Consider the following 24,187-nt stretch of genomic DNA (forward strand, 5'->3'; position numbering starts at 1 on the left):
AGAGGATAATTCTTGTGATTGATAAAGATTATAAGAAAATAAACAATTCTCTGAAACAGACGATAAAGGACAAGGAAAAATATATCGAATACCTGGAACAGGTCATCGTCTCCCAATTCAATACCATCCTTCTTTCCGATAAAGCCCGCATGGATGCGGATCAAACCGTCAAAGCCTATGAGATGGTTCAACAGCTTTCCGAAAATGAAATAAAGGACAGGGACAATATAATCAAAGCCCATGAGAATCTCATGCAGCTTTCGGCGCAGGAGTTGATTCATAAAGACAGAATATTGAATACGATCCTCGAAACAAATCAGTATATATGCACTATTATAGAAGAGAATGAGGTTCTCAACAAAACATTGACAAATCTCGTCAAGGCACTCAGGTTCAAACGGGGGATATTGTTTCTCGAGAAAAACGAGGAGCTTTCGGGGGAAATATATTACGGGATGGATGAGGGCGAACTGAAAAAAGACTATTTTTCATTCCCACTCGGGCATATCGCTCACGTACGGGAGAAGAGGAAAAGTGTCATTCTGAAAAACTCAAGAATTTCCATTAACGGGCAGGCCACGATCATCTCGATTGTCTGTCTCCCGCTTGTTTACCAGAACGATTTCCTCGGTCTCATTTATATCGATACGATCGGTGAAGAGATACAACTCTCTTCCCACGACCTCGAGACGGCCCATATTTTCGGGACGCAGGCTTCGATATCCGTTAACAGTGTCCTCATTTACAAGGCGCTAAAGGAGCAATCGATCATCGACAAATTTACCGGCCTGCCGAACAGGAAGAAACTCGAAATAGATCTGGAAACCCCCGGTGCTAAAACAATCGCCCTCCTCAATATCGACGGGTTTTCAACCATCAATGTCGCATATGGAATCGAGGCCGGCAATCATGTCCTGTTGACGATGGTTCGACGGTTAAAGGAAATCATGCCCCCGCAGACACAACTCTACCGGCTTTCCGCGGACGAGTTTGTCGTCCTGTCATGGAATAAAGATTTCACGCCCGGACTTATCAAAACGTCGATCAAGAATCACATCGCCAACTCGTCGATCGAATACAGGAAAATCCTCATCAACATCAATCTTTCCATCGGTATTGTCCATGATGAAGAAAAGGAATTGCTGCGAAAAGCCGATATCGCCCTTAAAGCGGCACGGAAAAAGGGGCGGGGATATGTGGTGATTTATGATGAAACCCTGAACGAGATAAAAAAGTACAAGGAAACCTTTTTCTGGATAAACAAAGTAAAAAAGGCCGTCAGACAAGATAAAATGATACCCTATTTTCAGGGAATTCACAACAATACCACCGGTGCTATCGATATCTATGAATGCCTCGTGAGGATCGTCGACCAGGATGAAAATATAATTCCACCGCGAAAATTTCTCGAACCGGCCAAGCAACTCGGGCTTTACAGCACTGTTTCATATTGTATGATCGACAAGACCTTTCAATATTTCGAAGGACGCCGGATTGTTTTTTCTATTAATCTGTCGGATGAGGATTTTACGGATGAAAAACTCCTCGACTATATAAGTTACAAGCTGAACAAGCACAATATTGTTCCGCAAAATGTTGTTTTTGAAATTGTCGAAAATTTCAGCCTTAAAAGTATAGAGATCTCCCTTGATTTTATTAAAAAGCTGAAAAGTCTGGGAGTCAAAATCGCGATCGACGATTTCGGTTCGGAATTTTCGAACTTTTCCCGTCTCCTCTCGATCGACGCCGACTACATTAAAATCGACAGTGACTTTATCATGAATATCAACACGGACAAAAACAGCTATAAAATCGCCCAGTCGATTACCAATTTTTCCCACAGTATCGGCGCCCGCGTCATTGCCGAGTATGTTCACAGCAATCCGATACAGGAAAAGGTGCTCGAACTCGGGATCGATTATTCGCAGGGCAATCTTTTCGGAGAACCGGTCAATCATATCGACGCCGTTGCCATATAACGGTACGTTTCGGCTTTCCTTTTGACGGTTTTATTGCGTTTCACCGTTTATATGCCCTTTCCCTTGACGCCGCTTCATCCATTATGCTATGCTGGCCCCATATACCGTTTATATGATACCGATTCGAATAAATGAAAACGATCGTTCTTGCAGAAAAACCTTCGGTGGGCAAGGATCTTGCCCGTGTTCTCAAATGTACGAATATGCACAAGGAATATATCGAAGGGGAGCGGTATATCGTCACATGGGCATTGGGCCACCTCGTTACCCTTGCCGAACCCGAAGACTACGATCGGCGATACCGGGAGTGGCGGCTCGAATACCTCCCCATGCTTCCCGACCGGATGCGACTCAAAGTCATACCCAAAACATCACATCAATTCAACGTCATAAAGCGGCTTCTCTCGCAGCAGGGGAGCGACCGGCTTGTTATCGCGACCGACGCGGGTCGTGAAGGGGAGTTGGTCGCCCGATGGATTCTCAAACTCTGCGGATGGAAAAAACCGGTACAACGACTCTGGATTTCGTCACAAACGGACAGAGCGATCCGTGAAGGGTTTGCCCGGCTTAAACCGGGCAGTGAGTATGAAAACCTTTTCATGGCGGCCGTCTGCAGGTCGGAGGCCGACTGGCTGGTCGGTCTCAATGTGACCAGGGCAATGACCTGTAAGCTCAATGCGCAATTTACCGCGGGAAGGGTCCAGACACCGACCCTTGCCCTGATCGTGGAACGGGAGGAAGAGATCAGAAATTTCGTGCCCAAGGATTACCGGCTCGTTTATGCCGATTTCGATGGCTATTCCGGTCTGTGGAAGAACGCCCGCGGTGAAAGCCGGTTGTTCGATGAGGCAAAGGCAGAGGAGATCGTCCGGAAAGTCCGGGGGGGCAAGGGGGTTGTCGTCGATTGCAGGCGGGTGGAAAAGAAGGAGTATCCTCCGCTTGCCTATGACCTGACGGAATTACAGCGGGATGCGAATAGGCGGTTCGGATTTTCCGCTAAAAAGACACTTTCCCTTCTCCAGATTCTGTATGAACGATACAAACTCGTTACCTATCCGCGGACCGATTCCCGTCACATTACTGAAGATATGGTCCCCACGCTTCCCGAACGGCTGCATGCGATCGCGGTACCTCCCTATAAAGGCATTGTGCAGCCGCTTCTTGCGAAAAATCCACAGCCGGGGGGCCATTTCGTGGACAACACGAAGGTATCGGATCACCACGCCATTATTCCGACGGAACAGCGACCCGCGCTTGAAAAACTCTCCGGCGACGAAAAGCGGATATACGACCTCATCGTTAGACGGTTCATCGCCGTCCTTTACCCCCCGCACCGTTACATGCAGACCGATATCGTAACGGAGGTCAACGGTGAGCGCTTTTATTCAAAAGGGAGGGAGACCATCGACAAGGGATTCCGTATCGTGACCTCAGGGTATGAGAGTGCCGATGATGAAGCATCCGGTGACGATGAGGAGAGAACACCGCTTCAGCAGGTGGGGGTATTAAAAAAAGGGGATATCAGGGAAGTGAAAAACTGCCGGACCGAAAACCGTAAAACACAACCTCCCCCGCGCTATACGGAAGCGACGCTTCTGACCGCGATGGAACACGCGGGCAGGTTTATCGAGGAAAAGGAGTTGAAGGAATCGATAAAGGGGTGCGGTATCGGTACCCCCGCGACCCGGGCGGAAATTATCGAAAAGCTTTTCTACAACAACTACACGGAGCGTCACGGGAAAACAATTTTCCCGACAAACAAAGGGAAAAAACTGATCGAACTTGTCCCCGATCAGCTTAAGTCCCCCAGGTTGACGGCCGAATGGGAGCAGCGGCTTTCCCGAATTGAAAAGGGGGGAGAAAAAGCAGGACGGTTTATGGAGGATATCAGGAAAAATACCGTATCACTCGTGAATGAGGTGCGTTCGATCAACCAGACCTACACGCCCGATAACGTCACCTCCGTCCCCTGTCCCCTCTGCGGCAAACACATGCTGTCCATGAGGGGAAAGCGGGGAAGGATGCTTGTCTGTCAGGACAGGGAGTGCGGATTCAGACAGCCGGAAAAGCGCGGTGACGGGAAATGGTTTGAAAAATCAAAAGCGGAGCGGATAAGGACAAAAAAGCTTATCGAAACTTATACCGATACATCGGATGAGTCGATTTCGTTCGGGGACCTGCTTAAGAAGGCGATGGAAAATAAGAAAAAGAAGAAGCAATGAACGGAAGGCACCTTTCCTTGTTTTTCCCCTTTTTCTGACGGCATATCCCCGATGCACCCGGTCGGTGATTTTCTTATAGTCTCCGATTCCTTCGGCAATAATTGACATTATGCTTTTTTATATTTACATTAAGTGAGTGACTTATTGAAGAAATGGAGAACAATGACGTGCTTAAGAAGAAGACAGAGCGGAAATTTCGACCTGGTTTTTTTGATCCTGAAACATATGAATATGTGCTTGAAGATCCGAGAACACCGATGCCCTGGATGCATTATCTTTTCAACAGGGAATACACGACGCTTATTTCCGTAACGGGGGGCGGGTACAGTTTTCATAAAACGGCAAAGGACAGACGAATTCTCAGGGCACGTCCGAACAACATTCCCTTCGACCGTCCCGGACGATATATCTATATCCGCAATAACAACACCGGGGATTTCCATAGCGCCGGCTGGGCGCCTGTCATGAAAGATCTCGATGAGCAATCCTACCGGTGCAGGCTTGGTGCCGGATATATCGGTATCGAATCCCTTTATAAAGGGATTTTCTCCGAACTCACCTATTTCGTCCCCTTGAATGACAACCTGGAAGTCTGGCGTCTGCGCATAAAAAACGAGGGGAGGGAGGACCTTGATCTCTCTCTCTTCACCTATGCCGAGTTTGCCATTTTCGACGCCGTCAATGACAGGGATAACTACCAGTATACCTATAATATCGCGACCTGCTACCGGGAGGACGAATACATCTTCCATGATACATTATACTGTCTCTTCGGAATCATCGCCTACCACGGAACTTCCCGCATGATAGAAGGGTTCAGCTGCGACAGGGAAGATTTTATCGGAGGCTACAATACCGAAGCGAATCCGCGGGGTGTCGTCGCGGGGACGCTGAACAATAAAAATATTTCCGGCGGGAATCCGTGCAGCGCAATCCATATCAAGATGCCGCTTTCTCCGGGCGGCAGTGAAGAGATTATCTTTGTCACCGGTCTGGAAGAGACGAAAGAAAGAATCAAGGAGGTTTCCCGGCCTTATTTTTCTCCGGATTTTACCGATGCCCGGTTGCATGAGGTGAAAAATCACTGGAAGCGATTGTTCGACCGTTTTATCATCGACACTCCCTCGAAGGAGATAAACTCGTTTTTAAACGTATGGAATCCATACCAGATACGAACGACATTTTATCTGAGCCGCGGGGCTTCCATATACGAGGGCGGGATCAAACGCGGGATGGGATTCAGGGATTCGAATCAGGACACCCTTGGCCCCGCCTACCAACTCGATGACGAACTGCACGGACTTCTCGCGGAGATCCTGGGTTTTCAATACACGGACGGCAAAGCCTGTCACGGTTATTTCAAGCTGACCGGCGAGGGCTATGGCGAGGCGACCTATTCGGACGACCATCTCTGGCCGATTCTCTCCCTCACGAATTATATAAAAGAGTCGGGAGATATCGGCTTTCTCGAAAAGACGATCCCCTTCTATGGGTCGAATGAAAAGGCCTCGGTGTTCGAACATCTGCTCCGGGCACTCCATTTCAGCAAGACCAATCGCGGAGACCACCGCATACCATTGGCCTTTCACGCGGACTGGAACGACTGTCTCAATCTCCGGGGACCCCGGGGGAAGGGGGAGAGCGTCTGGGTCGGGTTTCTGTATCATAAGGTGCTTATGGATTTCATCGAACTCTGCCGGGCGCTGGGCAAGCAGGATTGCGTCGAGCAATACGAAGATGATGCGCGGGAGATCAGGGATATTATCAACAAAGAGGCATGGGACGGCGCGTGGTATGTGAGGGCGTTCGACGATAACGGGCACGTTATCGGTTCGGATAAAAACACCTACGGAAAGATTTTTCTCAATGCGCAGACATGGGCCGTTTACAGTGGTGTGGCCCCGCTCGAACGGGGACGCGGCGCGATGGATGCGGTACGCGATAAATGTCTTTCCGAACACGGTCTCGCCCTTCTGTGGCCGGCGTACCGGGAATACGATATCGCGATCGGTTCCATTACCTTATATCCTCCGGGACTCAAGGAAAACGCGGGTATATTCTGTCACGCCAACACCTGGGCGATTCTGGCTGAATGCCTGCTGGGGAGGGGGGATATCGCGATGGATTATTATTTCAGACTGCTTCCCCCGCACTCAAACAGGATAGCATCACTTCACAGAAGCGAACCGTACGTCTACGCCCAGGTGATAGCCGGCCCCGAACATCCAGATTTCGGCCTTGCACGGAATTCGTGGCTTACCGGGACGGCAAGCTGGATGTACTATGTCTTTACTCAGTACATACTGGGTATCCGGCCTTTTTATACCGGCCTCCTCGTCGATCCTTGTATTCCCTCTTCCTGGGAAGGCTTTTCCGTAAAGCGGCAGTTCAGAAAGACGGTCTATGACATCACAGTGAAGAATCCGCATCATATCTGCAAGGGGGTGAAGGGAATGATCGTCGACGGGCGGAAGATTGACGGAAATGTGATTCCCCTTTCGCCCGCAGAAACGGTTAAGGCGGAAGTGATCATGGGCCGGTAGATCCGGGGAAAGGGAACCTGGGCTCTCGCCGCTATTCGACTCACAGCCGCTATTCCGTCAATCGTTTGATAATCAGGTCCTTGTTTCTCCATTTTGGCGAAACCTTTACCCGGAAATCGAGATGTATGTAGTAAGGGAAAAGATCTTTCAACTCCTCACGGGAGGTTTCAAGTATTTTTCTGATTTTTTCCCCGTTTTTTCCGATAAGAATCCCTTTCTGCGACTCCCGCTCGACACAGATAAACCCCCTCACCCAGAGCATGTTTTTTTCTTCCCTCATTTCCATATCCTGTATGTCGACAAAGAGGCAATGGGGGAGTTCCTGTTTGGTTTCAGCTATGGCGGCCTCCCGGATGATTTCGGCAATCCGGAAATCCGGCGGCTGATCGGTGTAGAACTCCTCGGGATACATCGCTTCACCTTCCGGGGCCGTTTCGAACAGTGCCTCAAGAAGCTTCTGGAGCCCGCCTCCGGTCGCCGCAGAGATATCGTAAAAAGAAAGGTCCGGCAGCATCTGTTCCAGGTCGGAGACGATCGATTGTCTGTAGTTATGCGTGATATCGATTTTATTCAGACCGACGATGACCGGCTTTTCCGTTTTGCCGATGATCCTCATGATTTCCCGTTCTTCTTCACCGGTATCGCGGGAAATATCGATGAGGTAGAGAACCATATCGCTTTCCTCGATGGAGGAGTGAACGAGTTTTTTCATGTAGATATTGAATTTTTTTTTCGAAGAATGAAAACCCGGGGTATCGATAAAAACAAGCTGTCCGGCCCCTTCATCGGCATTGTATATACCCCTGATTTTATTTCTTGTCGTTTGCGGGACCGGGGAGACAATCGAGACCTTCCGTTGACAGATCCGGTTGATGAACGTTGATTTCCCTGAAGAAGGCCGCCCGACCAGGGATACGAATGCGAATTTCACGCGGTTGGTTGTTCTCCTTTCAGCTTTTGTTCAACCTTTACGGCGGGTCAAGTATGACCGTTTTCGGGAAAAATATCAACATGTTTCGATGCACCGGACGGCCTGTCCTTCCGTATGATTTCGGGTCCGGTCTTGTGAAAAAAAAATCATCATGTATTATAATGAAAGAAGGGGGCGTTGCAATGAGAGAACGAACGGATACGACATATGTCGCAATTATAAAAGCCGCGTATTTTCTTTTTATTCCGATTGTGTTTTGTGTTATTACCGCCTGTACCTCCAATCCGAAACAGGAAGAAAAAGCGGAGGCACCAATCGCGAACGTCAATAAAACCGAATCGACGGAAAAGTCCGATTTATCCGAACTTTTCAAGAAACTGCTGGACGACAAACGGGAGAACGGTACGGTGGATGAAGAGGCGATATCTTTTTTCATCGATCCCGGATTTTATCCGGAAACCGTCACCTGCTCTGTCATGTTTCATGAAAAGAATGAGATGATTACGGGCGGAAATGACGGAATTATCCGTGTTCTGGATCCGGACACCGGAAAGGAAAAGAGGAAAATGCGCTTTGAGCGATCCGGCCGGCCGGATGGGGGAATCGTCCGCTTGGCATTGTCATCGTGGAAAGGGGTGCTTGCGGCCGCCGTTTGTCATGAAGGAGTGGCGAACCCCGTAGTCGAAATATACGAATACGCTACGGGAAAAGAAATCGGGAATATTTCACTGTCGGGAAAGACAATTTCACGGATGGTATTTTCCGGCGACGGAAACCGTCTCGCTGCCGCTTGCGGGGATGATACGGTCATGTACTGGAAGGCAGAGGAGGAGTACCGGACCGGGCGGACGATACACCCCGGGGTTGGGATGATAACCGCTTTGGCGTTTGCGGAAAACGATATTATTATAGCCTCAGGGGACAACCGTGAGGTAAAATGCCATTCCCTTGAAACCGGGACACCGGTTCATGAATACTCATCCGAGACTCCCGTTACCGATCTGGCCGTTCACGCCGACTATATCGCGGCCGGATGCGCCAATAATACAATCGTCGTCTTTGATCGCGAACTCAGACCGGTGAAGACAATCCGCGACGGATATCATTCGGGTATTTTATCGTTTTCGCCTGATGGAGATCACCTGCTTTCGATACGTCCTTCCGGCAAGTTTTTTGTTTATTATGATGTGACATCCGATTTCGAGCAGTCCGTCATCGCCATCGGGAAAGAGATCGACCCTTTCGGCGTACATTTTATCGATAACGATCGTCTGATCATCATCGGGGGCGGGCGTCCCGAATTCAATGTGATGGACATTGCTTCGGGGTCCTTGATAAGGCATGAGGCACCGGCCGTTTACGGGATTTCGGAGGCGATAATCACAGAGAATGCGCTTGTAATAAAAAAAACGTCTGCTGAGGAAGCTTCCGCTTTCAATCTGAATGATTTCACCTTCAACCCCGCTGAAAAATCCCCGGTGACCGGGCGTCTTTCCCCTTCCATCGACGCATACGCCATTTCGCAGTGCGATACTCCGGGCGGAAATGAAAGCGGTCTGAACTATGAAATCAGGCATGGAACATCGACAGCCTCTCTATCCACGGACCTGGTGAACGGCGGTTTTTTCGGTTTCATGGGGGACGATACTATTCTCGTCGAACAATCGGGAGGATATATCGCTGTTTATGACAGGGAAGCGAAGAAAATCTCGACATTGTCCGGACTCTCGGGCCGTCTCAAGGATCTCTCGTTTCATTCCGGTTTTATCGCCGCAATGGACGTCAATAACCTGATCGCCATATGGCGGGAGGAAGACATCGCGGGCGGAACGCCTTTCGTGCCGCAACACCTTCACTTTTTTATGCGCAGCGATAATAGCTGGGTACTTGCAAGCCGGAACGGCTATTACACGGAAAAAAACGGCGGATCGCAGGTATTATGGCTTTATCAAAAGGAGAAAAACGGGACGAAAGCGTTCTGCGGCAGTGTCGGGATCTTCTCGGAAATATATCACCGGAAAGACGTTATCGGACTCCTTGCCGGGGGTAAAAGTTATCGGGAGGCCGCCTCGAGCATTGGTGAAAAACAACCGTTACGGCAGGTGGCAAGAATTTTCCCCGAAGAATCGTATTACCTTTCCGATATCGGCGGTTCATGGTTCCCGATGGACTCGCTTAAAGAGACGAACCAGCTTATTTCAACGGCATACATGCACAAAAATTTCAAATATTCGGTCATGATAATGGAAGAGAAAACGGGGAATCCCTTTGTCTTTCCCGGACTCGAAAATTATTCGGACAGGATGCTTGCCGGTTATTCACATACCATTGCCGACTGCAAACTTCTCTCAAAAAAGGAATTCACGGTGAACGGGAAGAACGGAATTTTATTGATATTGACGGGAAATGCGGGTAAACTCGCCATCCAATATTATATCTGGTTTTATTGCAGTAATGACCGTGTGTATCAGTTGGTGTCATGGAAAATGGATGACGGAATACAATCGACCGATATCCCCGAAGATATCATGGGGTTTTACGGCGGTTTCAATATCTTTTCCACGGATGCAGCGGAACACCGCCCGGACGGCGGGGCTCCCTACGTTTCCGGTTACGGCTATACCATCAATTTCCCTGCGTCGGGATTCAGCCGGTGGGACGATATCGGTGAGTATTACAATATCGCGGAATCGGGAGGGTACCGGGGGAATGATATCGCATTTTTTATTACGCCGATAGATACCGGTGAAATCGATCCTTCGATTGAAGCATTGACAAGGGGATTTCTCGAAGCGCAGGGTATCAATGTTACCAACGCCGATCTCAAGGGATACAAACGGATAGAATACAATGGCCTCCGCGGTGTTGAGTTCAGTTACCTTTCGGATTATCATTACTATTTCCGGATACTGAAGACTCTTCCGGCCCGTCATTGTGCTTATTATATCGCTTTGATCGAGAAAAAAACCGGGCTCGCCGATGCCGGTCTCATGGAAAAATTTTATGACTCGATTTCATTTACCGGCGGAAATGACGGGAAGGAAGAAGGACGAGCGGAAAATCAAAAAACGGGGTCTGACATGGATCTCAATTCAGCTTTAATCATGAACAAGATGGGACTTTTTTATTTCAGCAACTCCCAGTACATAAAATCTCTTTCCTGTTTCCGGGCCGCATTCGAAAAGAACAACCATGATGCGGATTATTTTGAGAATGTCCTTCATTGCCTCTCCATCCTGGAAAAATATAACGAGGGCCTTCAGTATCTCGATACCTACCTCACTCACTTTCCGGATAATATTTCCGTCAGGTCCTATCTCGCCTTTTTTCTGAAACAGACGGGACAAAAAGATAAAGCGGCCGGGGAATATAAAGCCCTTTTCGATCAGGAATACAGACAGGATTACGATTTCGTCGATTATCTGAATCTCCTGTGGGAGATGGAACGGAAAGAGGAGGCCTTCGATGCGATTAAAATGTACCAGAAAGAAAAATTCTCCGTTCTCGTCGCCAGGAAAGAAGCGGATTTGTATGAACGGGAAGGGCAGTACGAGAAGGCCATAACAATGCTAAAGGATGTGTATGAAACAACGGTCTTCGATCAGGATGTCGTTCTGGATCTCTGTATGATTCTCAATCGTGCGGGAAGGAGTCAGGAGGCGATAGATATCTGTGAGGAACTGATTCGTGACGATCATAGATCGGCGGATATCTATTTCGTGATGGGACTCAATCAACTTGAATTGAACTGGTATCAGGAAGCAAAACTTTCTTTCGAAAAGGCACATGAATTGAATCCTACGGACACGGATATAAAAGAATATATCGATTATGTCTCCGGGCTTCTGGGAGAAAAAGACAACACGTCGATAAAAAAAGAAATCAAGGCAGTCATGATCTCACCCGAATACCTGGAGGTCCCGGATCCCGGTGTAATGAAGGATGTAAGCGACCGTGACGCCTTTTATTTGCATCGTGTCACTGCTTTTTTTTATAAAAAAGACCTCGAAATGAAGTATACCATGTATTACCGGATCAAGGTGCTCACGTATCCGGGTATTTCCCATTTCAGCACATTCACCCTGCCGTTCGATCCCCTGGATGAAGGAATATATGTCAACGAATTGAAGGTATTCGACGAAAAGGGAAAACTCGTTTCCGAAGGCGACCCGTCAAAGTACTTTGTCATGGACGATACTTCTTCCGATATGGCCACGGGGGGTAAAGTACTCAATGTACCGATCCCGGGATTGCAGCCGGGCTACTCTTTCAGTATTTCAGCGACATGGAGCAATCATAATTTCAACGATGGCCCCAGGTATTATTTCGATTACCTTGCCCGCACTTACCCGATCATCAACAATTATGTGATCATAACCGGCGACATTGACGCTTTTGCTTACAGCACGAAAAATATGCCGTCCCCCCAGAAAAAGGACGGCGAACTTGTCTTTCGGGTTCCCCGGCACATTGAAATTTCATGGGAGCCGTATCAGGATATGGAGGCGTCGGAGGTGCCCGAAATACATATCGGCTGCGCATCGAACACCTGGAAAGGGGAAGTGGATTCCTACCTTGATGAAATAGAAGAAAAGCTCGTTCCCCGTGAAGATGTCGTCCGGCTTTCAGACGGGCTTGTTTCGGGCTGCACAAATGATGAGGAGAAGATAGAGAAACTGGCCAGATATGTTCAGGCGAACTACACATACAAGGCGATCGAGTTCGGGAGAAGGGGCTGGGTGCCGAACGACGGAGACGTGATCATACATAACAAGTACGGCGACTGCAAGGACCTGTCGTTACTGCTGTACCTGATGCTCAAAGCGGAGGGTATTCTTTCGCATCTTGTGCTGACAAGCACGTCCACCGTCGTGGCGCCCGATCTGCCCGATCTCGACCAGTTCGACCACGTCCTGCTTTATATTCCGGGGGTCGGAGACGGGCAGTTTCTAGACCCGACAAACAAGTCGTACGATATAACCCGCCTGCCGCCCGAGGGTCTATCCGGACAATATTGTCTTGTCCTCGACCGGCAGAATCCCCGAATCATCAGGATGACCTCCTACCCCGCCCACTGTAACGCAATCGAATCGGAAAGAACGCTCGAGGTTGGGGATGACGATTCGATCAATGTGAGGGAAACGCTGTATTTCAAGTTGTACGCGGCCTCTTTTCTCCGGGCGTATTTGAACCAGTTCGACAACAGCCAGCGGCAGACGCAGATACAATCCTATATGGCTTCCATTTTGCCCGGGGTGAAACTGAAGAAGATGGAAACACTCAATCTGGACGATACGGGAAAGGATTTCATTTTACATCTGGAATACACGACGGGGACGGTCGTCAAAGACCATGACAGGCGTTTTATATCGAGACTCCCGGCCGTCTGGGAACGGGCGCATATTTTCCAGCAGCATCTCGCCGAACGGAAAACACCGTTTCGTTTGTATTTACCTCTTTCCTTTAAAAGCCGTATCACGATCAGGGATAAGGGAGACCTTTCCGGGAAAAACGAGTTGAAACAGAAAAAGGAAGAGAATGATTTTACCCGATGGTCGATCGCAGGGAAAATGGAAAATGGCGCTTTCGTTATCAGGTTCGATTTTTATCAGAAACAGGTGGCATACCCGAAGGAGGACTACCATCGCTTCGAAGCTGCCCTGAATGCCGCGGTCGAGCATCTCGAGACAAGGATTAATCTTTTGCGGTAACCGGCGGCAGACCGCATTGCGGCCTGCCGTTCTCTCGCGCCAGCCGATACCGGTTTTCTCCGGGCTTTTCACGATCGCGGGTATTGTGTAGTATTTATCCGGTTATGAAATATATTCCGTTTCTCCTCTGTACAGCGGTTGTCTCATGCGGACCGTATCTTTTTCGCGAATCGCGGCCGGCCCTCTCGCTCACCAATCCGATTCCCGTTACCGTCGTCATTTATACGGAAACGGAGCCGGATTGGGATGCGATGTACCGGTTTCTGAACGAACGGGCCGTGCTTTTCGACCACAGGGCCGGGGAAAGCCCGGTCCGGGAACTCAACGAAAACGGCTGTGCCGATATGCCGGAATCGGTGTATCATGTCATCCGCACGGCCTGTGATATCGCCCGAAAAAGCGGCGGTGCGTTCGATCCCACGGTGCTTCCGCTTCTCGTACTCTGGCAATTCGACAGGGGCGAAAAGCTTTCGGGATTGCATTTTACGGCGGAAACGGACCTTGCTCCTCCTGAAAGCGGCGCGATCGACGAGGTGCTCGATGCAGTCGACTATAAAAAAATCCGCTTCGAAGAAGGGCGGCGCATCTGCCTGCCTGAAGGGACGAGGATCGATCTCGGTGGGATCGCGAAAGGCGCCTGTATCGATCTGCTTGCCGATTATTGCGAATCGATGGGGTATTCGCGGTTTCTCATCGAAGCCGGCGGGGACATTATCGTATCCGGCCTGAAACCGGGAGAAAAACAATGGAAGATCGATGTACAGCATCCCCGCCGGTTGAACGACCGGGCGGGTATACTGAGTATCGGGGAGGCGGGAGAACGGTTTGCGATCGTGACCTCGGGCGATTATGAACGGGGGTTCGAGTACGGCGGCAAATGGTACCACCATCTCCTCGATCCGCATACCGGCTATCCGGCGGAAGGGGCGGTCTCGGTCACCGTCGTCGCCAAAACTGCGACAATCGCCGATGCCCTTTCGACGGCCTGCTTTGTTTTGGGATTCGGAAAGGGCCTCGCTTTGCTCGAAGCGGAAGAAGGGGTGGAAGGACTTGTTCTCCGCGAAGAAGGAGAGGCCCTCGGGGAAGGAACGACGGAAGGGTTCGGAAGGTACTATGAGGATGTGCTGCAATAGACGGGCGGGGGGCGTGTTTCGGCGAAAGGTGTATGTATGGCATTACCGGTACCGGATGCGGCGTGAATGAAACAGATCTGACGATACGGCTGCCTGGGGATTGATTAATCAGAAGTAAAAATATAAAATAATGTTGGAACAAGGAGAATTGTATGAGATTGATTATCAATATAAAAGACAATTCAAAAGCATCTCATTTGATAAAATTTTTAAAGGACATTCCGTTTATCGAGATAGAAGAAAGCAGAAAAAAAGAATCACTCAAGAATATTATGGATTTGTATGGCATATGGGAAAATAGTGATATTTCGATTGATACAATTCGGGCAAAAGCCTGGGGCAGATAGTATATGATTTCCAAAATCCCTAAACCCGCTTATTAATTCCATCTCATCCATACTTAAGCCCAATATCCCCTCAGTGCTTCCGAACCCGGAACCACGTCATATGTCATATTATTGAGCATCGCCAATGACCTTGCATATTCCTTTTTTGCCGACACCACCGGGTCATCGAGGCGGTTGTCGCCTTTTATCTCCACAATCGAATAACTGCCGTCCTTTTTCTTGATGAGAAAATCCGGGAAATAATGACGGAGGGTATGGCTTTCAGGGTCGATATAGCTGATCATGAAATCGGACTGGCCGTGGATGAGCATGCCCGTAAAGGTGGCAACAAGGATTTCAGAGGAAGCTACCAGTTTTTCGACCAGCAGATAGAGAACCCGTTCAACGATTGTAAGTGTCTTGCCCGAACCTGGACCTGCGAGAATAAGGAGTGGCGATTCCGTTGTCGTGATGGCTTCGATTTTGGAAGGTTCGAGGTTTGGACTTGGTAAGTTGTAGTTATTCATATTTATTAAAAATCATATCAGAATAAAACTGTCTATTTTTAAACTTGCCTTTATTAGGATCATAAAAAGATTGTGGTTTTTCAGGTCCACCAAGCAACCATAGACGAAGCCATTGGTCATAGAAATAATTAGTAACACCATAATAAGGTGGAGATGTAAAGAGAAGTGACGGTTTCATCGCTTAATAAGCCTTCTTTTTCGAAGTTTTCACCCATTTATATCGATAACCTCTCATTGCTTTTTTACATAACAGAATTTATGGTAGAAAAATTGTATTAACAATGCTTTCCTATCATAAAACATGTTAACTTAAAATCGGGAAATACCCTACATCCTGCTAAGAGATTCCCTTAGATTATCGAATAAATATTTCACATTAGTAATTTTTTTTCCATTTATAATCAATATAAATTCAACCTGAAGAGAAAGTGTCGTTGTATTTTCTCTTCCGTAATTTTTTATTATAATCGTCAAATTGAACAGTGACAAACAAATTTATTATTTCACGTTGTTTTTTTTGCTGGATAAATTCCCGTAATATATGGTTGATTACCCAATAAGCCATCAGATTCACATGTTGCCCTTTTTACATTGAGGGATCAAAGTAAACGTGGAAAACATATAAATTGACACGAGTATCAGGAATAATATACAATAAAGAGATGAATAAGGATAAATTGCTGAAAAAGCTTTTATTAAACGCTAAAAATATCCGGTTTTCCGATGTCCAATTATGTGTGGAAGCATGTGGATTTTACCTTTCCGGGATAAATGAAAGTCATCATTTACAACTTATTGAAAAGTATAATCACATATGACGGGGGGAAATAAATGAAAGATTATCATATTAATATATTTTATAGTGAAGAAGATGAGGGGTATATTGCCGACATACCCGATCTTGAATTTTGTTCCGCTTTCGGAAATACACCGGATGAAGCGTTACATGAAGTACTCATTGCAAAACAAGCGTGGATTGAATCTGCAAAGGAAAGCGGCAGGCATATTCCTTTACCCGGATATAAACCGGTAATATATCAGGTTTCTTGATATACGAATTACACGTCCGCGAGGATTCAGTCGATTCCTTGGGTATGGATATCCGGCTGGTTCTTTCTTACCGCTTCCCCGCTCACTCCCCGTTCCAGTATTTACCGTAAAACAGGGCGAGTTTTCGCCGGGTTTCAAAGGGAATCCGCGAGGGTTCGGTCATGATCGCGTACTGAGCCGCGTGCCTGCATTCACAGTCGACCCGCGGGGCAAGGCCCTCGATGAGTCTGCCCGTGATCGTCTTTATTGCCGTTACGTTTTTTTTCATGGTCGCGAGCACCATATCGACCGTTACCGCTTCCTCGGCCTCGTGCCAGCAGTCGTAATCCGTCACCATGGCGATCACCGCGTAGCAGATCTCCGCCTCGCGGGCGAGTTTTGCCTCGGGCAGTGCGGTCATGCCGATGAGGTCCGCCTTCCACTGCCGGTAGAGGAGGGATTCTCCCTTTGTCGAAAAAAGCGGACCTTCCATGGTGATGAGTGTTCCCGTTTTATGGAAGGGGTACCGGTTTTTTTCGAAAACGCCGATCACCTTTTCCCGCATGCCGGAGCAGAAGGGTTCCGCGAACCCGATATGGCCGACGATCCCCTCCCCGAAAAAGGTCCACTCCCTTCCCCGCGTCCGGTCGACCAGCTGGTCGCAGACGACGAAGTCGCCCGGTTTGTATCCTTCCCCGAGGGAGCCCACGGCGCTGATCGAAAGGATCTGCGATACGCCGAGGGATTTCAAGGCCCAGATATTCGCCTTCGAGGGTACTTCCGTGGGAAGCAGGCGATGGCCTTTGCCGTGGCGGGGAAGAAACGCCACGTTCGTATTGCGGATATTGACGATCGTGATATAGTCCGACGGCATTCCGAACGGGGTGGGGATATCGATTGTTTCGACGACCGACGCCCCCTCTATTTCATAGATACCGCTTCCGCCGATCACACCGATGGTTGCTGTCATTATTGTACTCCTTGCCGTTATGGTTAAAGGTTCCCTCAGTCACTCTATAACAATCGAGCGTGTTGTGCAACCTGATTTCGAAGGCCGGCGACGGAAGGGGGAAAGTCTGCCTATTACAACCGAAAGCCGAAGAAAGAAGGTAAAGCCGGATTATATGATCTTTTTTTGACGCGCCCGCTTGATTTTTTCTTTACGGCTTACTAATATAAGGTCATGATTTACAATAACATGGCAGAAGAAAACGAGGATAAAGAGCAGGATATCTTTTTTCAGAAAATACTCAAAACCAGATCGATATTTCTGGCCGGTGAAGTCAACAAGGCGTTGGCGGAAAAGATTGTCAAACAGCTTATTCTACTCGAAGCCGACGGCGATGAACCGATCAAGATGTTTATCGATTCACCCGGGGGCGATGCGGATGCGGGATTCGCGATTTATGACATGATTCGATTTATCAGACCGCAGGTCTACACGATCGGTATGGGACTCGTGGCAAGTGCCGCCGCGATCATTCTCCTTGCCGGAGAAAAGGAATCGAGGGTCGGCCTTCCCAATTCCCACTACCTGATTCATCAGCCCCTGAGCGGGATCCGCGGTGTGGCGACGGAAATCGAGATCCACGCGAAGGAACTCGACCGGATCAGGAATAAGATCAACAGACTCATATCGGAAAAAACGGGACAGGATTTGAAAAAAGTCGAAAAAGACACCGACCGTGACTACTGGATGAACGCGGAAGAAGCCCAGAGTTACGGACTGCTTTCACGAATCATCACACGGCAGGAAGAATTAAAAACAAAAGCATAGATTGGAACACGCAATGACGGCAGTAAACGAACTCGATTGTGCGGCATTGAAAAAGAGGGGAGTGCTGTCTGCCGGCGATAAAAGCCGGTATTACCGCGGCAAGGTGAGGGATATCCTCGATTACGGGGAACATCTCTTTATCTATACCACGGACAGGATTTCCGCATTCGACAGGGTCCTTGCCGCAATCCCCCGTAAAGGGGAAATACTGAATCAGTTGTCCCTCTTCTGGTTCAGGAAGACTGAAGATGTCATTCGCAATCACATCGTGAAGGAAGTGACGCCGAGGTCCGTTATAGTAAAAAAATGTTCGATCGTCCCGATCGAGGTAGTCGTTCGCGGTTACCTTACCGGTTCGGCGTGGCGGGATTATAAAAAGGGGAACCCTGTTTCCGGAATCACCCTTCCTCCGGGGATGAAGATGAATCAACGCTTCCGGGAACCGATTATCACCCCGTCAACCAAGGCGGAAAAAGGGCTTCACGACGAACCCGTTTCACGCGAGGAAATAATCCGGCGTGGTATTGTCGGGGAGGATCTCTGGGACAAGATAGAAGCATCTGCTTTGGCCTTATTCAAACGGGGAACAGAACTCGCTTCGGCGCGCGGACTTATTCTCGTCGATACCAAATACGAATTCGGCATGAACGGCGAACATCTTTATGTCGTCGATGAAATCCATACGCAGGATTCGAGCAGGTACTGGTATGCGGACGGTTATGAGGAACGATTCGGGAAAGGGGAGGATCAGCGGGAACTCGACAAGGAGTTTTTCAGAAAGTGGCTGATGGCACGGGGGTACATGGGGGACGGAACACCGCCCGAAATCGATAAGGAGATCGCGATGCAGATATTTCACCGCTACCGTGAAGCCTTTTCCATTATCACGGGAGCCGAGTTTGTCCCGGCGTCCCTTGAACCGGAGGCCGAACTCGATGCGATCGCACAAACCCTCAATGAAATCAGAGGCGATTGATACCTCAAGGAACGTTATGAAGGTCGCCCCCATTGTCTTTACCGTCGTGTTCTCTCTCTTTTTCTCATGCCGGAAAGACATTACCGTCATGAGTTATAATGTCCAGACGCTGTTCGACGATGTCGATGACGGGACGGAATATCCGGCGTTCGATCCGGGTTCCGGAAAATGGAACAGCAACCTCTTTGCGATCAAACTACAGGCGGTGGGCAAGGTGATCAGGGAAGCCTGCCTCAATGGGCCGGATATTCTCGCTTTGCAGGAAGTCGAAAACGGAAATACGCTGACAATGCTGAATACGAGGGTTCTGAAGGAATGCGGCTATACCTGGAAAGTCCTTGTACCCGCGCCGGGATCGGCCACAAATACCGCGATTCTTTCCAGGTACCCGATTCTCCGGACCCACGCCCATCATACCGGGCTGCCGGCGCTTCGCTTTATTCTGGAAGTCGAAATATCGATTGACGGCCGGATACTTTATCTTTTCAACAACCATTGGAAGTCTCACACGGAAGGTTCCCGGGTAACGGAGCCGTCTCGCCGGGAGGCCGCGTATGTCCTGAAGCAAAGAGTCGCGGTCATTCTCGAACGGAATCCGGGCGCGGCTATCATCGTTACCGGTGATTTCAATGAGAATGTCGACGAGTATCGTGAAAGAACGTTTAGCTACCAGACGGCATTCATTCCTTCGGATATCGATGTTCCCGGAGATTTTCACGAAAAAAGCGTTTTTTTAACGCCGGATACCGGGGAAGCCGGATATTCGGAAAACAGACTCGTTCTGTACGATTTGTGGTATGAACTTCCCCGTACAGGATGGGGTAGCTACGCGTATAACGGGAGGTGGTATACGTTCGATCACGTCCTTCTCACGCGTGGATTATGCGATGGGGACGGCCTCGATTACCGTACCGGAAGCTTTTCCGTTGTGAAGCATTCTTTTCTTGTGGATAAGCATACCGGTTTCCCGATAAAATGGGATACCTCCCGGAAAAAGGGATATTCGGACCATCTCCCTCTCCTGATAAAAGTGGGGGTAGCCGGAAACAATGAATAACGGGAGGGGGTGGATTACGCGACTTTCCCGGTCACAGGTAGATTTCGCATTTTTTGAGGAAATATTCGATTTCCTTCATATACTTTCCCATGATATCATTGCAGATCGATATTTTCTGGACGGGCGAACAATAGGCGAGAAGGGACTGGTGTGCTTCGATAATCTCGAGCCATATATCGGGGTCGGAGACGAGACCGAGTTTCCTCATATTCGCGATACACTCTTCTTCGCTGTTCGAAATGGCTCCGAATTCCGAGACCTCGACGATCTTGAAAAAAATATGAACGACGATCTCGATCGCCCGTCCGAACCGGGAGAGAAAGATGCCGTACGAAGCAAACTCGGAATCGGAGTAGTCCTTTTCTTCCGCGAGTGGAGGGAGCGTCTCTTTCCCCGAGAAAAGCGGTTCGACCGCTTTTTTTACCTTTTCAAAATTCGATACAAGCAGATCCTTTTGCTTTTCCATATTCATTTACCATTCAAATGCGAAGTCCGCTTGCCCGCAATCGGACGATGTTCGACTCTACCATTGAACGGATGAAATGGCAACGACGGTGATTGAAAAAGGTGTAAAAATCGAATGTCACGGAGGAGCTTATTTTTCCCTTTTGATAACCGGCGGCCGCCACTTTGTGATTTTTTTCTTATGAATGTTTTCTTGCGTACCCAGGCCCGATTCTTTTTGTTCCGCCTCCGTTCGCGATTTCTCCTCACGAGATGGGGTTTCAAGAAGGTTGAGCAGTCCGAGATACCGGTCATACAACTCCGCCGTGAGAGGCGAGGTGCAGGAGGTATCCGCTATAATATATTGATTTCCGCAGGCCGCATCCGCTATTTCGGTTGCGGCCTCGATGTACTGTCTTTCGGCCCCGCGTTCCTTTCCGCCAAAAACAAGCTGTGTATAGTCGATCCTGTTTTTCTTGAAAAGACCTATGTAATGAAAGGTATCCGCCCGGTCGTCCGGTAATCCGTCGGTAAAAAGAATGATTTTGTTACAGATATCCCTGTCCTTGTGGTGGAGTACTTTTTTAATGAAGGACGCATAACGGCGTTCTTTTTGAGGTATTTCCCTGCCTGAAAGCGGATAGAAAAGCGGTTTGCATTCATCCGAAAATGCGTAAAGACGTAATTCGGTTCCTTTGAGAAGGGGGACGAGACGTGTATGGAGAAACCGTAAAGCGGCGTTGACCGCATCCCAGTTTTCCTTTTCTTTCACGCCCCCCGAATAATCCACGACACAGTGAAGCAGTACCTTTCTGTCCCGCGGCAGGGAAAAAGGAAGAGATGTTCCGCGAGAGAGAAGGTGTCCCAGTGATACAACGGTATCCGGATTTTTGAACAATGAAGGAACAAGCGTCGACGAGCCGGGAGTAAACGGCAGGGTGAATGAGTTGTATCTGTCTTTTATACAGGCCGCCGGGTTCACGCATTCCGTTTCGGAAAGCGGTTTGTCGAGGGGATCGGTAAGGGAGGCTTTTTCAAAGACGATTTTTTTTTCAGAGAAATAGGAGGAGCGGACCGCATTGAGTTTTTGAACGAACTCCTCCCCGTCTCTGATCCGGCGGGATATGGTGACGGGCCTGATACCGGGGTAAACCCGCGCGACCAGAATATCACGTTCATAGAGGAAACGGTACCGGTCTTTGAGTTCTTCGATAAGCCCCGCCGTGAGAACGGGAAAGCCCCTGAGTTCATAGGGAACCGTGTCATTGATGAGGATGCCCCCCAGAAAGATCATCCCCGGTTCTATCTCACGCCATTTGATTTTTTCTATCTTTTTGATTCCTTCAATAGTAAAGAACATACATCAAGTCTAAAGGCAATATGAAAAGATTTCAAGAAGGCGTATCTTCGTTCGAGAGTTTTTACCGGCAATACTGTTGACAAAAACTTTAGAACGATTAATATAGCCTGTAATCGGGAAAAATTGTAACTTTTCCCGCCATGTGTGGTTTATAAAAAAAACATAGTCATCGTTATTTTAATGACATCGAAAATAATGCCCGTTTGTATCTTCCGGAAAGGAAACGGGTATGGAGAGGTCGGTACGGCCTTCACCGTAACGCGTACCGGACTCTTATGCGACTCGATATGACAGAAAGGGGATAAGCAATGGCTTTAGATGTGAAAAAGATCGGGGAAAAGGTTGAAAAGGAAAGCGGTACACTTACGAATATCAGAAAAGAAATACAGGGAGTCATTATCGGACAGGAATATCTTGTCGAACGCCTTCTGATCGGGCTGTTGTGCAACAGCCATATCCTTATCGAGGGAGTACCCGGTCTGGCAAAAACGCTTTCCGTCACCACGCTCGCGAAAACGATCGACGCCTCATTTAAGCGTATTCAATTCACCCCCGACCTCCTGCCGGCAGACCTAGTGGGGACACTCATCTACCATCCGAAAACGGGAGAGTTTACCACCAAAAAAGGTCCTATTTTTTCGAATATCATCCTTGCCGATGAAATCAACCGGGCACCTGCCAAGGTGCAAAGCGCCCTCCTCGAGGCGATGCAGGAGCGCCAGGTAACGATCGGAGACGAAACACACAGGCTCGACGATCCCTTTATGGTCCTGGCTACCCAGAATCCGATCGAACAGGAAGGGACCTACCCGCTCCCCGAAGCCCAGGTCGACAGGTTTATGCTCAAACTCAAAGTCACGTATCCCTCGCGGGCCGAGGAACTCCAGATATTGCGCCGTATGGCGGTGAGTTCGGTGAATATCGATGTAAAGCCGGTCCTAAAGCCAAAGGATATTATCCGGCTGAGGGGACTCGCGGACGAGATCTATATGGATGAGAAGATCGAGGAATATATCGTCGATATCGTCCAGGCGACCAGGACGCCTTCGACCTTCAATCTCGATATCGAGGACCTGATCCAGTACGGGGCGTCCCCGCGTGCGACCATTTATCTTACCGTCGCCTCGAAGGCCCACGCGCTTGTCGAGGGACGCAGTTATGTCACGCCGCAGGATGTCAAATCCATCGGCATGGATGTGCTCAGACATCGGGTCATCGTGAGTTACGAGGCGGAAGCGGAGGAAAAAACGCCCGAGGATATAATACAGCAGATATTTGATACAGTCGAAGTGCCATGATATCGAAAGAACTATCGCGTAAAATAAGGTATATACAGATCTATACCACAAAGGCGGTCAATAATGTATTCGCCGGCGAGTACGAAAGTGCGTTCAAGGGACAGGGGATGGAGTTCGAGGATGTCCGTGAGTACCAGCCGGGCGACGAGGTGAGAAGCATCGACTGGAACGTGACCGCGCGAATGGGAAGACCTTTTATCAAACGGTTTGTCGAAGAGCGCGAACTCACCGTTATTTTTCTCGTCGACCTTTCCGCTTCCGGCTCGTTCGGAAGTGTCAGGAAATCGAAGAATGAAATCGCGGCCGAACTATGCGCACTCCTGTCCTTCGCGGCAATAAAAAACAATGACAAGGTCGGACTCATTGTCTTTACCGATGTGGTTGAAATGTTCATTCCGCCAAAAAAAGGAAATACCCATGTCCTTCGTCTCATACGCGAGCTTCTCATGTTCAGGCCGGGAAAGGTCGATACCGATATCCGTGAAGGACTCAATTATCTGGGCCGGGTGACGAGAAAGCGGGCGGTCGTCTTTCTGGTTTCCGACTTTCTGGAAACGGGATTTGAAAGGCAGATGCGGATCATGGCCAACCGCCACGATTTGATCGCGGTATCGATTACCGATCCCCGTGAAGTAAACATGCCGAATGTGGGGTTGCTCGAGCTGGAAGACGCTGAGACCGGTGAGATTATCACCATCGATACGGGTGATCCGGCGGTAAGAAGGATGTACGAACGCCGGGGAAGGGAACGGGAAGATCTTCTGAAAAAGCTTTTCCATTCCACGGGCGTCGATCATATCGATATACGGACGGACCGGGATTATTTGCAGAAAATCATGCGGTTTTTCCTCGAACGGGAAAAACGGCCTTAAGA

General features: G+C 48.8%; 17 protein-coding genes. 12 read left to right on the forward strand and 5 right to left on the reverse strand.

The window, feature by feature from the left end; genetic code table 11:
• Nucleotides 1-14 precede the first annotated feature (14 nt).
• The 3 genes from JW881_08560 to JW881_08570 all read left to right on the forward strand — a co-directional run bounded on the left by JW881_08560 (nt 15) and on the right by JW881_08570 (nt 6,744).
• Nucleotides 15-1,979, forward strand: a complete 1,965-nt coding sequence (locus tag JW881_08560) for an EAL domain-containing protein (GenBank protein ID MBN1697549.1) — start codon at nt 15-17, stop codon at nt 1,977-1,979.
• A gap of 131 nt (nt 1,980-2,110) precedes the next feature.
• Nucleotides 2,111-4,201, forward strand: coding sequence for a DNA topoisomerase III (locus JW881_08565; protein ID MBN1697550.1), 2,091 nt, complete (start codon nt 2,111-2,113; stop codon nt 4,199-4,201).
• Nucleotides 4,202-4,368: 167 nt separating this feature from the next.
• Nucleotides 4,369-6,744, forward strand: a complete 2,376-nt coding sequence (locus JW881_08570) for a hypothetical protein (protein MBN1697551.1) — start codon at nt 4,369-4,371, stop codon at nt 6,742-6,744.
• A gap of 49 nt (nt 6,745-6,793) precedes the next feature.
• Here JW881_08570 and era read toward each other — a convergent pair whose 3' ends face one another.
• Complete coding sequence (era, locus tag JW881_08575; GenBank protein ID MBN1697552.1) at nt 6,794-7,675, reverse strand: GTPase Era; 882 nt, start codon at nt 7,673-7,675, stop codon at nt 6,794-6,796.
• Nucleotides 7,676-7,857: 182 nt separating this feature from the next.
• On the opposite strand from era, the gene JW881_08580 reads away from it, so the two are divergent.
• The 3 genes from JW881_08580 (at nt 7,858) to JW881_08590 (ending at nt 14,866) form a co-directional block, all read left to right on the forward strand.
• A complete protein-coding gene (locus JW881_08580; protein MBN1697553.1) occupies nt 7,858-13,386 on the forward strand; it encodes a DUF3857 domain-containing protein in 5,529 nt (1,842 codons plus the stop codon).
• A gap of 104 nt (nt 13,387-13,490) precedes the next feature.
• A complete protein-coding gene (locus tag JW881_08585) occupies nt 13,491-14,519 on the forward strand; it encodes an FAD:protein FMN transferase (GenBank protein ID MBN1697554.1) in 1,029 nt (342 codons plus the stop codon).
• 152 nt (nt 14,520-14,671) lie between these two features.
• The gene (locus JW881_08590; GenBank protein MBN1697555.1) at nt 14,672-14,866 is read left to right on the forward strand and encodes a hypothetical protein; all 195 of its coding nucleotides are present in this window, start codon (nt 14,672-14,674) and stop codon (nt 14,864-14,866) included.
• Between the two features lie 53 nt (nt 14,867-14,919).
• Here the strand turns inward: JW881_08590 and JW881_08595 are convergent, their stop codons facing one another.
• Nucleotides 14,920-15,372, reverse strand: a complete 453-nt coding sequence (locus JW881_08595; GenBank protein ID MBN1697556.1) for a UvrD-helicase domain-containing protein — start codon at nt 15,370-15,372, stop codon at nt 14,920-14,922.
• Nucleotides 15,373-16,203: 831 nt separating this feature from the next.
• Here JW881_08595 and JW881_08600 point away from each other — a divergent pair.
• The gene (locus tag JW881_08600) at nt 16,204-16,422 is read left to right on the forward strand and encodes a type II toxin-antitoxin system HicB family antitoxin (GenBank protein MBN1697557.1); all 219 of its coding nucleotides are present in this window, start codon (nt 16,204-16,206) and stop codon (nt 16,420-16,422) included.
• Nucleotides 16,423-16,504: 82 nt separating this feature from the next.
• Here JW881_08600 and mtnP read toward each other — a convergent pair whose 3' ends face one another.
• Nucleotides 16,505-17,371 carry an S-methyl-5'-thioadenosine phosphorylase gene (mtnP, locus tag JW881_08605; protein ID MBN1697558.1) on the reverse strand — a complete coding sequence of 289 codons (867 nt, stop codon included), beginning with the start codon at nt 17,369-17,371 and terminating at the stop codon, nt 16,505-16,507.
• Between the two features lie 213 nt (nt 17,372-17,584).
• Here mtnP and JW881_08610 point away from each other — a divergent pair, with 213 nt between their 5' ends.
• The 3 genes from JW881_08610 to JW881_08620 are packed head-to-tail and all read left to right on the forward strand — an operon-like array spanning nt 17,585 to nt 20,211.
• On the forward strand, nt 17,585-18,178 hold the full coding sequence (locus tag JW881_08610; protein ID MBN1697559.1) for an ATP-dependent Clp protease proteolytic subunit: 594 nt from the start codon (nt 17,585-17,587) through the stop codon (nt 18,176-18,178).
• A 13-nt stretch (nt 18,179-18,191) separates the two neighbouring features.
• Complete coding sequence (locus JW881_08615; GenBank protein MBN1697560.1) at nt 18,192-19,154, forward strand: phosphoribosylaminoimidazolesuccinocarboxamide synthase; 963 nt, start codon at nt 18,192-18,194, stop codon at nt 19,152-19,154.
• Nucleotides 19,155-19,170: 16 nt separating this feature from the next.
• Nucleotides 19,171-20,211 (forward strand): endonuclease/exonuclease/phosphatase family protein, encoded by a 1,041-nt coding sequence (locus JW881_08620; protein ID MBN1697561.1) that lies wholly within the window; start codon nt 19,171-19,173, stop codon nt 20,209-20,211.
• 31 nt (nt 20,212-20,242) lie between these two features.
• On the opposite strand, the gene JW881_08625 is transcribed toward JW881_08620, so the two are convergent.
• Both JW881_08625 and JW881_08630 read right to left on the reverse strand, forming a co-directional pair.
• Nucleotides 20,243-20,677, reverse strand: a complete 435-nt coding sequence (locus JW881_08625) for a hypothetical protein (GenBank protein ID MBN1697562.1) — start codon at nt 20,675-20,677, stop codon at nt 20,243-20,245.
• Nucleotides 20,678-20,806: 129 nt separating this feature from the next.
• Nucleotides 20,807-22,015 (reverse strand): VWA domain-containing protein, encoded by a 1,209-nt coding sequence (locus tag JW881_08630; GenBank protein MBN1697563.1) that lies wholly within the window; start codon nt 22,013-22,015, stop codon nt 20,807-20,809.
• Nucleotides 22,016-22,323: 308 nt separating this feature from the next.
• On the opposite strand from JW881_08630, the gene JW881_08635 reads away from it, so the two are divergent.
• Together JW881_08635 and JW881_08640 are read left to right on the forward strand one after the other, a co-directional pair.
• A complete protein-coding gene (locus JW881_08635; GenBank protein MBN1697564.1) occupies nt 22,324-23,313 on the forward strand; it encodes an AAA family ATPase in 990 nt (329 codons plus the stop codon).
• A complete protein-coding gene (locus tag JW881_08640) occupies nt 23,310-24,185 on the forward strand; it encodes a DUF58 domain-containing protein (protein MBN1697565.1) in 876 nt (291 codons plus the stop codon). Before JW881_08635 ends, JW881_08640 begins: the two co-directional genes overlap by 4 nt.
• Nucleotides 24,186-24,187 lie beyond the last annotated feature (2 nt).

Source organism: Spirochaetales bacterium (assembly GCA_016930085.1).
GTDB lineage: Bacteria > Spirochaetota > Spirochaetia > SZUA-6 > JAFGRV01 > JAFGHO01.

Excerpts from the sequence above, each read along its gene's own strand:
- JW881_08625 (MBN1697562.1), bottom strand. The coding sequence starts at position 20,677 with ATGGAAAAGCAAAAGGATCTGCTTGTATCGAATTTTGAAAAGGTAAAA.
- JW881_08565 (MBN1697550.1), top strand. The coding sequence starts at position 2,111 with ATGAAAACGATCGTTCTTGCAGAAAAACCTTCGGTGGGCAAGGATCTT.
- mtnP (MBN1697558.1), bottom strand. The coding sequence starts at position 17,371 with ATGACAGCAACCATCGGTGTGATCGGCGGAAGCGGTATCTATGAAATA.
- JW881_08585 (MBN1697554.1), top strand. The coding sequence starts at position 13,491 with ATGAAATATATTCCGTTTCTCCTCTGTACAGCGGTTGTCTCATGCGGA.
- JW881_08610 (MBN1697559.1), top strand. The coding sequence starts at position 17,585 with ATGATTTACAATAACATGGCAGAAGAAAACGAGGATAAAGAGCAGGAT.
- JW881_08580 (MBN1697553.1), top strand. The coding sequence starts at position 7,858 with ATGAGAGAACGAACGGATACGACATATGTCGCAATTATAAAAGCCGCG.
- JW881_08630 (MBN1697563.1), bottom strand. The coding sequence starts at position 22,015 with ATGTTCTTTACTATTGAAGGAATCAAAAAGATAGAAAAAATCAAATGG.
- JW881_08615 (MBN1697560.1), top strand. The coding sequence starts at position 18,192 with ATGACGGCAGTAAACGAACTCGATTGTGCGGCATTGAAAAAGAGGGGA.
- JW881_08640 (MBN1697565.1), top strand. The coding sequence starts at position 23,310 with ATGATATCGAAAGAACTATCGCGTAAAATAAGGTATATACAGATCTAT.
- JW881_08635 (MBN1697564.1), top strand. The coding sequence starts at position 22,324 with ATGGCTTTAGATGTGAAAAAGATCGGGGAAAAGGTTGAAAAGGAAAGC.
- JW881_08590 (MBN1697555.1), top strand. The coding sequence starts at position 14,672 with ATGAGATTGATTATCAATATAAAAGACAATTCAAAAGCATCTCATTTG.
- JW881_08600 (MBN1697557.1), top strand. The coding sequence starts at position 16,204 with ATGAAAGATTATCATATTAATATATTTTATAGTGAAGAAGATGAGGGG.
- JW881_08620 (MBN1697561.1), top strand. The coding sequence starts at position 19,171 with ATGAAGGTCGCCCCCATTGTCTTTACCGTCGTGTTCTCTCTCTTTTTC.
- JW881_08595 (MBN1697556.1), bottom strand. The coding sequence starts at position 15,372 with ATGAATAACTACAACTTACCAAGTCCAAACCTCGAACCTTCCAAAATC.